Raw genomic sequence first — 13,949 nt, forward strand, 5'->3', positions numbered from 1 at the left:
GATCGACCGCGCGTCATCACTTCGTAGGACGCCCGGCGCGACGGCGATGTGCTGTCATTCGGGGGTGGAGATCCGCCCGAAGAACCGCGAGGTGCTCATCGCGGTCGGCTTCTTCGCCGTCGGGATGCTGATCTACCAGCTCAAACTGGACCTGGTGTTCGGCGGCGACGACCGGCCGACGACCATCGGGACGCGCCTGGCGGTCCTGGCCCTGGCCTGCGTCGGGACGGTGTTCCGCCGCAGCGCCCCGGTGTTCGCCCTGGTGCTGGCCACGACGGCGGCGCTGCTCGACCTGACGCGCGGGCTCAGCCTGCCCGTGATCATGGTGTTCATCGACGTGCTGTTCGTGGTGTCGATGGACGGCCCGCGCCGGCTGCACCGGGCGCTGATCGGCGTCGTCGCGCTGGCCACCCTCGGCCTGACGCTGACCTTGGCGGTGCTCGGCGACTGGCGGGAGTCCCTCTACGCCGGGTTGCAGATGTTCTCGCTGGTCTGCGCGCCGGTGTGGTGGGCGACGAACATCCGGCAGCACCGCGAGAGCGCCGAGCAGGTGGCCCGGATCGCGGAGCTGGACCGGCGGGCGGCGGTCGACGCGGAACGCAACCGGATGGCCCGCGACCTGCACGACGTCATCGCCGGACACCTGTCGGCGATCGCGATCCAGTCCGAGGCGGTGCTGTCCATGCCGGCCGACTCGGAGACCGTGCGGACGGTCCTGCGGTCGGTGCGGGAGAACAGCGTGCGGTCGCTGGCGGAGATGCGCACCATGATCGACGTGCTGCGGGCCGACGACGCGGTGGACGAGCCGGTCACCGTACGGCTGGCCGACGCGGGCCGGCTGGTCGACTCGGCGCGCGCGGGCGGCCTGGCGGTGGAGTTCGTCGTGGACGACGTGGACGGGCTGCCAGTGGCGGTGGACCTCGCCGCGTACCGGATCCTGCAAGAGGCGTTGACGAACGCGCTGAAGTACGGTTCGTCGGCCTCGGTGCGAGTGGAACGGCAGGTCAGGCGGCTGGTGGTGGTCGTGCGGAACGTGGCGCGCGGATCGGCGGGAGGAACGGGGACGGGGTTGGTGAGCATGGCGGAACGCGCGCACGCGGTCGGCGGGACGTTCACGGCGGGCCGCGACGGCGACGACTGGCTGGTCCGGGCGGAGCTGCCGCTGTGACCACGGTGCTGGTGGCCGACGACCACGCCGCGATCCGCGCGGGCCTGGTGATGATCCTGGGCGGCGCGGAGGGCATCGAGGTGGTGGGCGAGGCGGCGGACGGCGCGGCGGCCGTGCGGCTGGCCCGTGAGCTGCGCCCGGACGTGGTGCTGATGGACATCCGGATGCCCGGCACGGACGGCATCGAGGCGACCCGGCAGCTGGCCGGCGTGTCCCAGGTGCTGGTGCTGACCACGTTCGACCTGGACGAATACGTGCACGGGGCGCTGCGGGCGGGTGCGGCGGGCTTCCTGCTCAAGTCGGTGGAGGCCCCGGCCCTGGTGGACGCGGTGCGGCAGGTCGCGGCGGGTGACGGGGTGCTCGCGCCGAGCGTGACGCGGCGGCTGATGCGCGAGTTCGCGTCCGCCGCGCCGAAGGCCCGCCCGGTGTCGCTGGACGCGTTGACCGACCGCGAGGTGGAAGTGCTGCGGTGTCTCGGCGAAGGCCTGTCGAATCACCAGATCGGGCGAAAGCTGCACATCGGCGAGACGACCGTGAAGACGCACGTGTCGCGCGTGCTGACGAAGCTGGACCTGCGGTCACGGGTGCAGGCGGCGATCCTGGCGCAGGACGCCGGGCTGCTCAGCGGCGGTCCAGAGCGGCCTTGAGGTCCGCCCGCCGCAGCACACCGGCGGGACGTCCCTCCAGGTCCACCACCAGGTACTCGCCGGCGGTGGTGCCGTGGACGCGTTCGAAGACCTCGTCGCCGGTCTCGGTCTCCAGCAGCACGGTCTCCGGCCGGATCGGCACGGCGGCCTGCTCGGCGGGCGCGTGCGGCGAGGTCGACGCCAGCCGTCGCGCCAGGTCCCGGTCCAGCAGGCCGGCCGCGACGCCGTCCGCCCGCACCAGCACCACACCCCGGCCGGCCGACGCCGTGAGGGCACCCGAGACGGGGCTCTCGGCGGGCAGTTGGAGCACCGGCCGGACCAGCTCGCTCAGCGTCAACCCGTCCGGCCAGGCGCGCTTGCGCTCGGCCGCCAGCTCGCCACGGGCACCCGCCACCACGAACCACGCGGTCAGCAGGCACACGCCGAACCTGATCCAGCGGTCCTCGCTGCCTTCCAGCACGCCCCAGATCGCCCACACCACCAGCAGCGCGGCCACGACCCCGCCACCGACCACGGCGGCCTTGGTGCCCGCCGAACGCCGTCCCGTGGCCGCCCAGACCCCTGCCCGCAGGATCCGCCCGCCGTCCAGCGGCAGGCCGGGCAGCAGGTTGAACACGGCGACCGCGGCGTTGGCGAACGCCGTCTGCGCGATCAGCAGCCACACGGCGTCGGGATGCGGGATCGCCATGGCGCCCAGCGAGAACATCCCCGCCAGCACGATCGACACGATCGGCCCGGCGGCGGCGATCATCCCTTCGTGCGCGGGTCTGGTCGGCGTGCGCATGACCTCGGACACCCCGCCGAGCAGGAACAGCCGGAGCCGGCGCACCGGCAACCCGAGCCGCAACGCCACCAGGCTGTGCCCGAGTTCGTGGGCCAGCACCGAGAGGCCGAGGAAGACCGCGAACGTCGCCGCGAGCAGCACCCCGGTCAACCCGTCGGTGCCGGGCGCGATCCGTTCGACCAGCGGGGCGTAGAGCACCACGATGGCCGCCGAGCCGAGCCACCAGGAGGGCGCGAGCAGCACCGGGATCCCGGCGGCGCGGAACAGCGGCAGCCCACCGTCCCGACCGACCTGCCGTCGCCAGCTCTCCTTGGTCACCACGTCGGGAGCCTATGGGCTGACGTGTGTTGACGCTGTGACACACCCGGCCACACCCGGCCACACCCGGACACACCCGGACACACCGGCCGCACCCCGCTCGCACCCCCTTCCCCCGCCGTCCGACTCTCAGCGAGGTCTCAGCACCCAGCCGCCCCTGTCGGTCCCCCATGGTTGGTTGAACGCAGGGGGCCAGCCCGAGAGGGGACCTCTGCCCCGCCCTGCCCAGGCGATTCCCACCCGGATGTGCCCGACCGGACAGCGGCCTCGCCCGACTGCGCCCGGCCCGACCATCCCGATCTTGTCGGGGGTCTGCCCTATCGTTCCGGGTATGGCAGTGCCGACGATCACCGAGCGCCCTGTTCGCAGGCCCGCGCTGTCGCCCTCCCGCGCGGGCGACTTCAAGCAGTGCCCGCTGCTGTACCGCTTCCGGGCGGTCGACCGGCTGCCGGAGAAGCCGACCAGAGCGCAGGTCCGCGGCACCGTCGTGCACGCCGTCCTGGAGGACCTGTTCGGCCTCCCCGCCGCCGAACGCGTGCCCGAGCGCGCCCGTGAACTCGTCGCCCCGGCCTGGGACCGGGTGCGCGCCGAGCGCCCGGAGTTCGCCGACCTGTTCGCCGGCGCCGAGGAGTCCGAGCAGACCGACTGGCTGGCCTCCGCCGAAAGCCTGCTGGACGGCTACTTCGGGCTGGAGGACCCGCGCCGGTTCGACGCCGACGCCCGCGAGCTGCTGGTGGAGTGGGAACTGCCGTCGGGCGTGCTGCTGCGCGGCTACGTCGACCGGGTGGACGTGGCCCCGACCGGCGAGATCCGGGTCGTGGACTACAAGACCGGCGCGGCGCCCCGCGAGGTCGGCGAGGCCAAGGCCCTGTTCCAGATGAAGTTCTACGCGCTGGTGCTGTGGCGGCTGCGCGGTGCGGTGCCGCGCCAGCTCCGGCTGATGTACCTGGCCGACCGGCAGGCGCTGGCCTACACCCCGGACGAGGCCGAGCTGAGCCGGTTCGAGCGGACCCTGGAAGCGATCTGGGACGCCATCCTGCGGGCGGCGAGGTCGGGTGACTTCCGGCCGAACCCGAGCCGGCTGTGCGACTACTGCGACCACAAGGCGCTGTGCCCGGCGTTCGACGGCACACCCCCGCCGTACCCGGGGTGGCCGGAGCCGGACGCGGGGCAGGAGACGGCGCTGGACCGGGCGGATTGATGGCGGCGTTCTACGAGCGGCTGGACGAGGGCCGGTTCGCGTCCACCGAGCACACCGCGGGGCCGTGGACCAGCGAACACCAACACCTCGGGCCGCCCTCGGCGCTCCTGGTCCGGGCACTGGAACTGACCTCGCCGCGCCCCGGGACGGTGCTGTCCCGGGTCACGTTCGAGGTGCTCGGCCCGGTCCCGGTGGCGGAGCTGACGGTGTCGGCGGCGCTGGACCGGCCGGGGCGTTCGGTGGAGCTGCTGTCGGCGGAGCTGTGCCACGACGGGCGTGCCGTGCTGCGGGCGCGGGCGTGGCGGATCGTCGGCGGGGACACATCGGCGGTCGCGTCGTCCGGCGAGGGCGAGCCGCTGGTGCCGCCTCAAGTCTGTGCACCGATGGCCATCCCGGAGGACTGGCAGTGCGGCTACCTGGCCGCGATGGAGTGGCGCTCGGTGTCCGGTGGCGTCTTCACGCCCGGCGACGCGGCGGTGTGGGTGCGGCCGAGGGTGCAGGTGGTCGACGGCGAGGAAGCCACGGTGCTGCAACGGCTGTTCACCGTCGCGGACTCGGCGAGCGGGGTGTCGAGCAGGCTGGACATCTCCAAGTGGTACGCGATCAACACCGACCTGTCCGTGCACCTGCACCGCGAGCCGGTCGGCGAGTGGTTCGCGCTGGACGCCGGGACGGTGATCGGGCCGGCGGGCGTCGGTGTGGCGGGCAGCGTGCTGCACGACGAACACGGACCGGTGGGTCGTACCGCCCAGTCGTTGTTCGTGCGGGAGCGCTGAGCCGGGGCCACGATGGGGTGATGAAGTTCGCGGATCGGACCGCCGCCGGCCGGGTGCTCGCCGAGGCGCTGGAGACTGGCGTCTGGGTCGATCCGCTGGTCCTGGGCTTGGCACGGGGCGGACTCCCGGTGGCGCACGAGGTGGCGCTGTCCTTGGGCGCGGAGCTGGACGTGGCGGTGGCGCGCAAGATCGGCGCACCCGGCCACCCCGAGTTCGGCGTCGGTGCCGTCACGGCGGGCGGCGAGCCGATCTTCGACGCGCACGCGTTGCGCACCTCGGGCTTGACACCGGAAGACCTGTCGAGCACCTGCGAGGCGGAGCGGCGGGAGGCCCGACGTCGCCTCGACGTCTACCGGTCCGGCCGCGCGGTCCGGGTGACCGGCCGGGACGTGCTGATCGTGGACGACGGTCTGGCCACCGGCGTCACCGCGCGCGCCGCGCTGCGAGAGGCCCGCGAAGCCGGTCCGCGGCGGCTCGTCCTGGCCGTTCCGGTGGGCGCGACGCAATCCCTGCGCCACCTCGGGACCGAGGCCGACCTGGTGGTGTGCCCGCACGAACGGGTCGACTTCCGGTCGGTGGGGCGGTTCTACCGGCGGTTCGACCAGACCACGGACGCCGAGGTGCTGGCCCTACTGGAGCAGCACCGCCACGACTGACAGCGTCACCATCGACAGGGCGGTGGAGACGAGCACGGCGTCACGCGGCAGCCGGGCGTCCGGGCGGTACTGCCTGGCCAGCACGTACACGTTCTGCGCCGTCGGCAAGGCCGCGCACACGACGGCCGCGAGGCGCAACGGACCGTCGACACCGAGCGCCAGGCACGCCAGGAACGTCACCAACGGGTGCAGCAGCAGCTTCAGGACGACCGTCACGCTGACTTCCACACGGCCGTCCCGATCGGGCGCACGCATGGCGTTGAGCGACATGCCCAGCACCACCAGCGCCGTGGGGACACCAGCGGAACCCAGTGCCTCCAACGGTTCCAGCACAAGCCGGGGTGGACGCCAACCGGTCGCGCCCACCACGACGCCCAGCAGCGAACCCAGGATGATCGGGTTGCGCACCGGCAGCGTGGCCAGGGTGCGCAAGCTGCCGCCACGCCGCCCGGAGCCGACCTCGACCGCCGCGAGCACCATCGGCATCACGATCACCGGCTGGAACAGCAGCACGGCCACCATGAACGACGAGTCACCCAGGACGCCGACCGCGACCGGGATGCCGAGGTTGCCGGAGTTCACGTACGCGCCCGCCATCGCCCCGAGGGCCCGGTCGGGCAGCTCCCGCCGGAACACCTTCCCGAACAGCACCAGGCCGATCGTCCCCACGACGAACGTGCTGATCACGAACGCCAGGACGCCCCGATTCGCCAACGCCCCCGGCTCGCTGTCCAGCAGCATCGTGAACAGCACGGCGGGCATGGCCAGGTAGAACGCGAACCTGCCGAGCACCGCTTCGGCCCGTTCCCCCAGCACGTTCGTGCGGGCGGCGAGGAACCCGATGACCGTGAGCACCCAGATCGGCACGAACCCGCTGAGCACTCCGGCCACGGGTCACAGGTGCTTGTAGACGTCTTCGAGGGTGAGGCCCCGGCCGAGCATCAGCACCTGCACGCGGTACAGCAGTTGGGAGACCTCTTCGGCCAGCCGCTCGTCGGACTCGTGCTCGGCGGCGATCCACACCTCGCCGGCCTCCTCCAGCACCTTCTTGCCCTGCGCATGGACCCCCGCCGCCAACGCCGCTGCGGTCGCGGAGCCCTCAGGGCGGGTGCGTGCGCGTTCGCTCAGCTCGGCGAACAGCTCGTCGAAGGTCTTCACGGGGTCTGATCCTCGCATCCCCCGAACGGCGGCCGCCAGCCGACCCGAACTTGCGTGCCCCGAAAACTTGCGGGTCCCGCACCTTTCCAGTACCTTGATCACATGGACGACCGAATGGGCTTGCGCGAACGCAAAAAGCTGGAGACCCGCCGGGCACTGAGCTGGGCGGCCCTCCGGTTGGCGGTCGAGCGCGGCCTGGACAACGTCCTGGTGGAGGACATCGCCGCCGCGGCGGGTGTGTCACCCCGCACGTTCAACAACTACTTCTCCAGCAAGGCCGAGGCGATCACCTCCCGCCACGTCGACCGCGGGCGCCACCTGGCGGAGCAGGTCCGCCGCCGCCCGCGGACGGAATCCCTCTGGGAGTCGATCCTGGAGGCCGCGCTGGCCCAGTACGACACCGGCGGCACACTGCCGGACCCGGAGTGGACAGCCGGAGTCCGGCTGATGACCAGCGAGCCGGCGCTGATCGGCGAGTTCCTCCGGGCCAGTTCGATGATCGAGCGCGAACTGGCCGAGGCCATCGCCGAACGCACCCGAACAGACGTGAGAGCCGACATCTACCCCAGGCTGGTGGCGGCAGCGGTCGGCGCGGCCATCGAGGTGGCCACCGACCAGTGGCTCACCGCCGACCCACCGGGCCCGCTGGGCGACCTAGTGCGCGAGGCGCTGACCCAGGTGGCCGCCGGCCTCCCGGAGCCATCGACAGCCTGACCACCCACGAACCGACCGATCACAACCCGACCGCTACAGCCTGACACCCACAGCCCGACCGCTTGCAGCCCGACCACTGACGGTCCGACCGCTCACGGTCCGACTGCCCACAGCCTGATCACCCACCGACCACCCGAACCCCGGCCCTGACACCCAGGGCTTGTTCGACGACGCCTCGACAACCCATCGCAGCCCCGCCACCGAGGGGGCTTGCCCAGTCACGCCCTTGAACGACCACAACCGGTCCCCACCACGTGGGGCTTATTCAGCCATGCCCGAAGGAGACACCATGGATACCGACGTCGTCATCGTCGGAGCAGGCCCCAACGGCCTGATGCTCGCCAACGAACTGCGGCTCGCCGGCGTCCGCCCGACCGTGCTCGAAGCCCTGCCGGGACGCGCCACGCTGCCGAAGGCCAACGGCCTGGTCGGCCGGGTCGTGCAGGCGCTGCACTACCGAGGCCTGCACGAAGCCGTCACCGGCAGTCCCGCCCCACCGCAACCGGCCCCGTTCTTCCAGTTCGGCGCACTCCCGCTGGAGATGGCCACGCTGGACGACAACGCGCTGTTCATCCTGCCGGTCCCGCAACGAAGGCTCGAAGAGGTGCTGGAGAACCACGCCGGCGTACCGGTCCGGCGCGGCCACCAGGTCAAGGACCTGACCCGGCACGAAGACCACGTGACACTGGACGTCTCCGGCCCCGACGGCGGGTACGAGCTCACCGCGCGTTATGTGGTGGGAGCCGACGGCGGCCACAGCGTGGTCCGCAAACGCGCCGGCATCGGCTTCCCCGGCATCACCGACGACGGCTTCACCCACCGCACCGGCCAGGTGGTGATCCACGAGCCGGTCGCCGACCACTCCACCGGTCAACTCGACATCCCCGGCATGGGCGTGCTGTGGCCGGGCACCTTCCACCGCACCGAGCACGGCGTCTTCGCGTTCGGCATGTTCCAGCCCGGCATCTACCGCATCGCGATGATCGAGTGGGGGCGGTCCGGCCTGACCGACACCGACGAGATGCCACTCGACGAACTGCGCGAAGCGGCGAAACGCGTCCTCGGCATCGACCTGCCGATGAGCGAACCGTGCAACGGGCAGCCCGCAGCGCTCAACCGCCGAGCCGAGGGCACGAACTCCCGCCTGGCCGACCGCTACCGCGAGGGTCGGGTCCTCCTGGTCGGCGACGCCGCGCACGTCCACTCCGGAGTGGGCGGTCCCGGCCTGAACCTGGGCCTCCAGGACGCGATCAACCTGGGCTGGAAACTGGCCGCGCAGATCAACGGCTGGGCCCCGCCCGGCCTGCTCGACACCTACAACTCGGAACGCCGCCCGGTGGGCCGACGCGTCATCACCCACAGCCGAGCCCAGACCGCGCTGCTGGCCGAAGGTCCCAACACCACGGCGCTCCGCGAAGTCCTCACCGAACTACTGCAAGACGACACGGCGGTCCGACGCATCTCCGATCTGATGTCCGGTGCCGACACGGTCTACGACATGGGCAGTTCGACCCACCTGCTGACCGGCCGCTGGATGCCCGACCTGCCGCTGACGGGCAACACGACCTTCGCCCACCTGGCCCGGACCGGCCGCCCGTTGCTGCTCGACTTCGCCGACCGCGCCGACGTGCGCCGCGCCGCCGCACCGTGGACCGACCGGGTGGACATCCACACCACCACAACCCCCGCCGCACCCGCCGACGCGGTCCTGGTCAGGCCGGACGGTTACGTGGCGTGGGCAGGCGGGCACCTCGGGGAACTCGCCGAGTCGCTGAGGAGGTGGTTCGGCGACCCGCGAGACCTCCCGCAGGGATGAGCAGCGAGGTTCAGAGCCCGAACCGAGGGCTGGTGAACGGCCAGTCGCGGGCGATCCACTCGGGGACGAAGGCGTCCAGCGCGCGTTCGAGTTCGGTGCCGACGTACTCGTCCACAACCCACCACGTGATGAGCGCGTCCTCGGCCGGGTCGATGTAGACGCAGCCGAGCAGGGCGGTCTCGTCGCCGTCGAACAGCGCGTAGTTGAACGACTGGTGCGCCTCGGCTTCCCGTTCGTGACGGGCGAGGTCGACGCGGTCCTCCTCGTACGTCATGGTCGTGGGCGGCCAGTGCCACTTCTCGCCGAAGATCGACCACAGCCGCTCCTGCGACCCCATGACGGCCGGATAGTCGAGGTCCACGTCGGACTCGCGGATCGGCCTCAAATGGTGGCCCGTGCCGAGATCGACACGGGCGGGGTGGACGTAGTCGGACGGCAGCCAGGACATGGGCGGGATTGTGCGACACCCGGGCGAGTCCGCCAAATCAGTTCGGCGACCAATGGATCGCCACCGGAAATCCGGTGGCACGAGGAGAGGAGGACCGCCGACACTGCACTGATGACGTTGCCCGACGGGTTGGTGCTGCGCACCGCTGAACCACGGGACCTCGACCAGATCGGCGCCTTGCTGGCCGATCGGGGCGAGCCGGAGGACGCGGTGGACCACCGGCTGGTGGTAGACGACCCGGACGCCGGGTGGGAGGCGTGCGCGGTCGTCGTGGACGGCGATCGAGTGGTCTCCACCGCGACCCTGCTGGACGAGACGTTGGTCCTGAGCGGCGTCGAGGTTCCGGCCGGCCAGGTGGAGCTGGTCGCCACCGACCGCGACTACGAGGGACGCGGGCTGGTCCGCGCGCTGATGGGCTGGGCGCACGAACGGTCGGCGGCGCGCGGGCAGCTGGTGAACGTGATGCTCGGTATCCCCTACTTCTACCGGCTGTTCGGGTACACCTACGCGATCCCGATCGCCCCGGCGCGGCCGGTGGTCGGCACGCCGCCGGCCAACACAGCACCAGCCAACACAGCACCGGCCGGCAGCGACACGGTTCGCGAGGCCACGGTCGACGACATCCCGGCGATGGCACGTCTTCAGGACGCGGAGCAGTCACGCGCGGACCTGCGGATGCCGCACTCGACCGCGCTGTGGCGCTGGCTGGTGGCCCGTGACGGCAGCACGCAATGGCTGGTGGAACGCGACGGCGATCCCGTCGGCACCGGCCGTTCGACACCGCCGGACGAAGGCGTGCGGTTGTGCGAGGTGGCAGCGGTGGACGCCGCCGCCGCGCACGCGCTGCTCGCCCACACCGGGGCGACGTCGGTCAACGAGCGCCCGGGCACCGTGGCCGGCGACGCGCTGGAACCGTTCCTCGGCCCAGCGCCGGACGACGCGAACTCGTACTACGTACGAATCGCCGACCCGGTGGCCCTGCTGGAGCACCTCCGACCGGTGTTCGGCCGACGGCTGGCCGAGTCGTCCTTCGCCGACGCGGAGGGCGAGGCCGTCGTGTCGTTCTACCGTTCACACGTCCGCATGCCGTTCAAGTGCGGCGAGGTAGGTCCCATCACCACCGGTGGCACCATGCAGGCTCCCGGAGCGGCAGGCGGGGCGGGTGTAGCGCCGGACATGCCGGCCTCTCTGCTGTTCGGCCCTCATGGGCTGCGCGGCCTGACGGCCAGGTGCCCGGACGTCTACCCCGGTCCGAACGCCGAGCTGATGCACACGCTCTTCCCACCGGTGCGCAGCGACCTGATCACGTTCTACATGCCGTAACCGGCGAACTCGACCCCGAGCGCAACCCCCGCGAGCACCAGCAACACACCGGCACAGGTCAACGCACGGCGGTAGCCCACGTCGCCGAGCCGCCGACGCCCACGGGCGACGAGCAGCGCGATGACGACCTTGCCGCCGACCAACGTCAGGTAGAAGCCGACCAACAACGCCACCCCGGCCCCTGGCGACCCGCGCCAGGTGGCGATGACCAGCGGCCCCAGAGCCGTGGCCCACGCCAACCAGGGGTGTGGACTGAGCAGGTTCACCGCCACCGCACGCCGCAACGCCGACGCATCCCCGGAACCCCGACCGCTACCGCCGGCAGCGGAACGGCGATCGCCGGCACCGCCCCGCCCCTTCCCGGAGCCGGAGCCGGAGCCGACTTCACCGCCTGTGTTCCCGCCATCGCCGACCACACCGTGCCCGGCCTGGCCACCTCCCGCCGGGCCACCTCCCGCCGGGCCACCTCCCGCCGGGCCACCTCCCGCCGGGCCATCCCCGGCGTCCTTCCCAGCCGCGCCATCGCCGACTGACCCGCCGTCTCGAACCGCGCCATCTCCGATTGACCCGCCGTCTCCGGCCGCGCCACCGTGGCTCCTGCCGGCGGTCACGTCCGTGCCGCCGAAATGAGTAGCGGTGGTGCCCACGGAGGCGGATCGGGCGTCGCGGATGGTTTGCGCGCCGGTCCACACCACGAACACCGCGCCGACCACACCGAGCACCCCCAGAACGCTCGCCGGCAGGCGGTCGAGCAGCAGCAGGGTCGCGGCGACCACCACCGCGTCCGACAGCAGCGGGGCGCAGGCGGCCAGTGCGCCGGCGCGCCATCCCGAGCGCAGCGCCGAGGTCACCACCAGCACCAACAGCGGGCCGGGGCTGATGCTTGCCGCCAAGCCGAGGGTCAGGCCCAACCCCAGTGCGTCCACGGCGGCAGACTAGCCACGTGTCCGACTTCGTCCGAGTGCTGGCCACCTTGCGCCAGGTCCGTGGTCTCAGTCCGTTCTTCGCCCTCGATGTGGGTCGTCCCGAGCCGGGCACCACCGCCGGCGAGGGGTGGCAGCCCGGCAGTGCCCTGCTCGACGGATCCGCGTTGCCGGGCACTTTGAAGGCGATCGGCGAGCGGTACCTGACCGGGGAGGCTCGGGTCGCCGCCTCGCTGTTCTTCCTCAGCTACACGGCGCGGCTGCTTTGTCCGACGGTCGCGGCACACGCCGTGGGCGGGGTCGCGCCGGACATCCGGCCGGGCAACGTGTGGTGGCAGTACGGGGCGGACGGGCTGCGGGTCCGGGTTGCCGAGCCGGTGGCCGGGGTGGGTATCGCCGAGTCGTTGGAGCCGGTGGTGGAGGCGATCCGCGACGTGGTGCCGGTGGCGCGGGGGCTGTTGTGGGGCAATGCGGCTTCGTCGATCGCCGGGGCATTGCGGACGGTCGGTCGTAGTGGGGTCGCGTCGGCCGACGACTGCCTCGCCTTGGGGGCGCGGTTGTTGGGTGATCCGCCGTTGCGGGGGTGCGGGGACTTCATCCCGTTCCCCGGCGAGGTGGTGTTCCGGCGGCGCAGCTGCTGCCTCTACTACCGGCTCGACGGGGGCGGGACGTGTGGCGACTGCCCGTTGCCGGCTCGATGAGGGTTCGGGGTGGCCTTCGGGGTGACGGGGAAAACCCCTGCGTGAACCGTCGGTGAGGTGGACGACAACTCGTCTGGTCGGTTGTGCCGGGGCGTTGCGGGCACTTACGGTTCCACCGCCGCAGTGGACGGGAAGCCGGTGGGAATCCGGCGCGGTCCTCGCCACTGTGACCGGGGAGCCAACCCGCCGAGAACGTCACTGGCCGCACGGTGCGGCTGGGAAGACGCGGGGACGGCAGCGATCCGGGAGTCAGGAGACCGGCTGCGGCACGAGTTGTTGTTGACCTTCCACGAGGTATGGAGGAGGCCGTCATGACGAGCCCCGCGCACCCCCTTTCCATCCCCATTCCCAGGTGGGCCTACGCCGTCGCGCTCGTCGCGCTGATGGTGACCTGGCTGGTACTCCAGGAGAACGGTCTCGCGATCGGCCACGCCGCCGAGTCGCTGCACGAGTTCTTCCACGACGGGCGGCACGCGCTCGGCGTCCCGTGCCACTAGGGCCGGCCGTGAACAGCTACCGCAGCGTGCTGCTGCGCGGAGTGGGCGCAGGCGGCATCGCAGGTCTTCTCGCGGGCCTGGTCGGTCTCTTCGTGGTGGAGGTGCCGATCCGGGCCGCACTGGCCGTCGAAGAGGCCCGCGCGGCGACCGAACCGGTCGAGCCGGGTGGGCACGACCACGGCGAACTGTTCGGCCGGGGCACCCAGCTGGTCGGCGGCGTGCTGGCGGCGGTGATCGTCGGCCTGGCGGTCGGCGCGCTGTTCGCCACCGCGTACGCCGGCTCACGCCGCTGGTTCACCGACCGGCCGCCGTTCAGCCGGAGCGTGTCCCTGGCGGCGGCGGTGTTCGGGGCGGCAGCCCTGCTGCCCGCGATCAAGTACCCGGCGAACCCGCCGGCGGTCGGCGACCCGAACACGGTCGGCTACCGCACGGTGCTCTACCTGGGCGTGATCGCGGCGGGCCTGCTCGTCGTGTTCGGGGCGAGCTACCTGGCGTCCCGGCTCGGCCACCTGAGCCGTCCGGTGCGGTCCACCGCGGTCGCGCTGGCCGTGATCGCGGGCTTCACGGTGATCCTGCTGGCGTTCCCGGCACCACCGGACGCGATTCCGGAGGACATGCCGAGCAACGTCCTGTGGGACTTCCGGCTCGCGTCGCTCGCCGAGACGGCCACCCTGTGGCTCGGCCTCGGCGTCGTGTTCGGCCTGCTGATCGATCCGGCCGTGCGGACCAGGAGCGGGAGCAAGGCCAAGGCCACGGCTCTCGGTGCCTGACCTGCCGTGCCTGACCGGCCACGCGGGTGACGCCTGATCGACGCTGTCC

General features: G+C 72.0%; 16 protein-coding genes and 1 riboswitch. Of the genes, 11 read left to right on the top strand and 5 right to left on the bottom strand.

Translation table 11 applies throughout. The annotated features are described in order from the left end of the window. The first annotated feature begins 64 nt into the window (after positions 1-64). Entirely contained in the window at positions 65-1,168 is a 1,104-nt protein-coding gene (locus tag FHS29_RS03425; protein ID WP_312864727.1) for a sensor histidine kinase, read from the top strand. Further along, entirely contained in the window at positions 1,165-1,815 is a 651-nt protein-coding gene (locus FHS29_RS03430) for a response regulator (RefSeq protein ID WP_184688075.1), read from the top strand. Before FHS29_RS03425 ends, FHS29_RS03430 begins: the two co-directional genes overlap by 4 nt. Here FHS29_RS03430 and FHS29_RS03435 read toward each other — a convergent pair. Continuing rightward, positions 1,790-2,920: a site-2 protease family protein gene (locus FHS29_RS03435; RefSeq protein WP_184688077.1), complete on the bottom strand. Its 1,131-nt coding sequence runs from the start codon at positions 2,918-2,920 to the stop codon at positions 1,790-1,792. The genes FHS29_RS03430 and FHS29_RS03435 overlap by 26 nt on opposite strands. Before the next feature lie 328 nt (positions 2,921-3,248). Here FHS29_RS03435 and FHS29_RS03440 point away from each other — a divergent pair, with 328 nt between their 5' ends. From FHS29_RS03440 to FHS29_RS03450, 3 genes are read left to right on the top strand one after another with little or no spacing between them, the layout of a single operon-like run. Continuing rightward, positions 3,249-4,118: a RecB family exonuclease gene (locus FHS29_RS03440; protein ID WP_184688079.1), complete on the top strand. Its 870-nt coding sequence runs from the start codon at positions 3,249-3,251 to the stop codon at positions 4,116-4,118. Further along, a complete protein-coding gene (locus FHS29_RS03445; RefSeq protein ID WP_376774378.1) occupies positions 4,115-4,894 on the top strand; it encodes a thioesterase family protein in 780 nt (259 codons plus the stop codon). The genes FHS29_RS03440 and FHS29_RS03445 overlap by 4 nt, the downstream gene beginning before the upstream one ends. Positions 4,895-4,914: 20 nt before the next feature. Continuing rightward, positions 4,915-5,550: a phosphoribosyltransferase gene (locus tag FHS29_RS03450; RefSeq protein ID WP_184688083.1), complete on the top strand. Its 636-nt coding sequence runs from the start codon at positions 4,915-4,917 to the stop codon at positions 5,548-5,550. On the opposite strand, the gene FHS29_RS38045 is transcribed toward FHS29_RS03450, so the two are convergent. Both FHS29_RS38045 and FHS29_RS03460 read right to left on the bottom strand, forming a co-directional pair. Beyond that, positions 5,524-6,441: an AEC family transporter gene (locus FHS29_RS38045; RefSeq protein WP_184688085.1), complete on the bottom strand. Its 918-nt coding sequence runs from the start codon at positions 6,439-6,441 to the stop codon at positions 5,524-5,526. The genes FHS29_RS03450 and FHS29_RS38045 overlap by 27 nt on opposite strands. Positions 6,442-6,444: 3 nt before the next feature. Beyond that, positions 6,445-6,708 carry a phosphoribosyl-ATP diphosphatase gene (locus FHS29_RS03460; RefSeq protein WP_121219213.1) on the bottom strand — a complete coding sequence of 88 codons (264 nt, stop codon included), beginning with the start codon at positions 6,706-6,708 and terminating at the stop codon, positions 6,445-6,447. 102 nt (positions 6,709-6,810) lie between these two features. On the opposite strand from FHS29_RS03460, the gene FHS29_RS03465 reads away from it, so the two are divergent. Together FHS29_RS03465 and FHS29_RS03470 are read left to right on the top strand one after the other, a co-directional pair. Beyond that, positions 6,811-7,422 carry a TetR/AcrR family transcriptional regulator gene (locus FHS29_RS03465; protein ID WP_184688087.1) on the top strand — a complete coding sequence of 204 codons (612 nt, stop codon included), beginning with the start codon at positions 6,811-6,813 and terminating at the stop codon, positions 7,420-7,422. 289 nt (positions 7,423-7,711) lie between these two features. Then, positions 7,712-9,238 carry an FAD-dependent monooxygenase gene (locus FHS29_RS03470; protein WP_184688090.1) on the top strand — a complete coding sequence of 509 codons (1,527 nt, stop codon included), beginning with the start codon at positions 7,712-7,714 and terminating at the stop codon, positions 9,236-9,238. 10 nt (positions 9,239-9,248) lie between these two features. Here the strand turns inward: FHS29_RS03470 and FHS29_RS03475 are convergent, their stop codons facing one another. Continuing rightward, complete coding sequence (locus FHS29_RS03475; RefSeq protein ID WP_184688092.1) at positions 9,249-9,686, bottom strand: GNAT family N-acetyltransferase; 438 nt, start codon at positions 9,684-9,686, stop codon at positions 9,249-9,251. Between the two features lie 111 nt (positions 9,687-9,797). On the opposite strand from FHS29_RS03475, the gene FHS29_RS03480 reads away from it, so the two are divergent. After that, complete coding sequence (locus tag FHS29_RS03480; protein ID WP_184688094.1) at positions 9,798-11,009, top strand: GNAT family N-acetyltransferase; 1,212 nt, start codon at positions 9,798-9,800, stop codon at positions 11,007-11,009. Here FHS29_RS03480 and FHS29_RS03485 read toward each other — a convergent pair. Beyond that, positions 10,997-11,935 (bottom strand): LysE family transporter, encoded by a 939-nt coding sequence (locus FHS29_RS03485; protein ID WP_184688097.1) that lies wholly within the window; start codon positions 11,933-11,935, stop codon positions 10,997-10,999. The two genes, FHS29_RS03480 and FHS29_RS03485, sit on opposite strands and share 13 nt — an antisense overlap. A 17-nt stretch (positions 11,936-11,952) precedes the next feature. Between FHS29_RS03485 and FHS29_RS03490 the strand changes: the two genes are divergently transcribed. The 3 genes from FHS29_RS03490 to FHS29_RS03500 all read left to right on the top strand — a co-directional run bounded on the left by FHS29_RS03490 (position 11,953) and on the right by FHS29_RS03500 (position 13,900). Continuing rightward, positions 11,953-12,633 (top strand): (2Fe-2S)-binding protein, encoded by a 681-nt coding sequence (locus FHS29_RS03490; protein ID WP_184688099.1) that lies wholly within the window; start codon positions 11,953-11,955, stop codon positions 12,631-12,633. A 104-nt stretch (positions 12,634-12,737) separates the two neighbouring features. Then, positions 12,738-12,913: riboswitch (cobalamin riboswitch) on the top strand. Between the two features lie 31 nt (positions 12,914-12,944). Continuing rightward, the gene (locus FHS29_RS03495; RefSeq protein WP_184688101.1) at positions 12,945-13,130 is read left to right on the top strand and encodes a CbtB domain-containing protein; all 186 of its coding nucleotides are present in this window, start codon (positions 12,945-12,947) and stop codon (positions 13,128-13,130) included. An 8-nt stretch (positions 13,131-13,138) separates the two neighbouring features. Then, a complete protein-coding gene (locus tag FHS29_RS03500; RefSeq protein WP_184688103.1) occupies positions 13,139-13,900 on the top strand; it encodes a CbtA family protein in 762 nt (253 codons plus the stop codon). Positions 13,901-13,949 lie beyond the last annotated feature (49 nt).

It is taken from the genome of Saccharothrix tamanrassetensis (assembly GCF_014203665.1).
In the GTDB taxonomy this organism is placed as follows: domain Bacteria; phylum Actinomycetota; class Actinomycetes; order Mycobacteriales; family Pseudonocardiaceae; genus Actinosynnema; species Actinosynnema tamanrassetense.

Bases quoted from the DNA above. Each gene is read 5' to 3' on its own strand.
- FHS29_RS03450 (WP_184688083.1), top strand. From the start codon at position 4,915: ATGAAGTTCGCGGATCGGACCGCCGCCGGCCGGGTGCTCGCCGAGGCG.
- FHS29_RS03470 (WP_184688090.1), top strand. From the start codon at position 7,712: ATGGATACCGACGTCGTCATCGTCGGAGCAGGCCCCAACGGCCTGATG.
- FHS29_RS03495 (WP_184688101.1), top strand. From the start codon at position 12,945: ATGACGAGCCCCGCGCACCCCCTTTCCATCCCCATTCCCAGGTGGGCC.
- FHS29_RS03475 (WP_184688092.1), bottom strand. From the start codon at position 9,686: ATGTCCTGGCTGCCGTCCGACTACGTCCACCCCGCCCGTGTCGATCTC.
- FHS29_RS03480 (WP_184688094.1), top strand. From the start codon at position 9,798: ATGACGTTGCCCGACGGGTTGGTGCTGCGCACCGCTGAACCACGGGAC.
- FHS29_RS03440 (WP_184688079.1), top strand. From the start codon at position 3,249: ATGGCAGTGCCGACGATCACCGAGCGCCCTGTTCGCAGGCCCGCGCTG.
- FHS29_RS03465 (WP_184688087.1), top strand. From the start codon at position 6,811: ATGGACGACCGAATGGGCTTGCGCGAACGCAAAAAGCTGGAGACCCGC.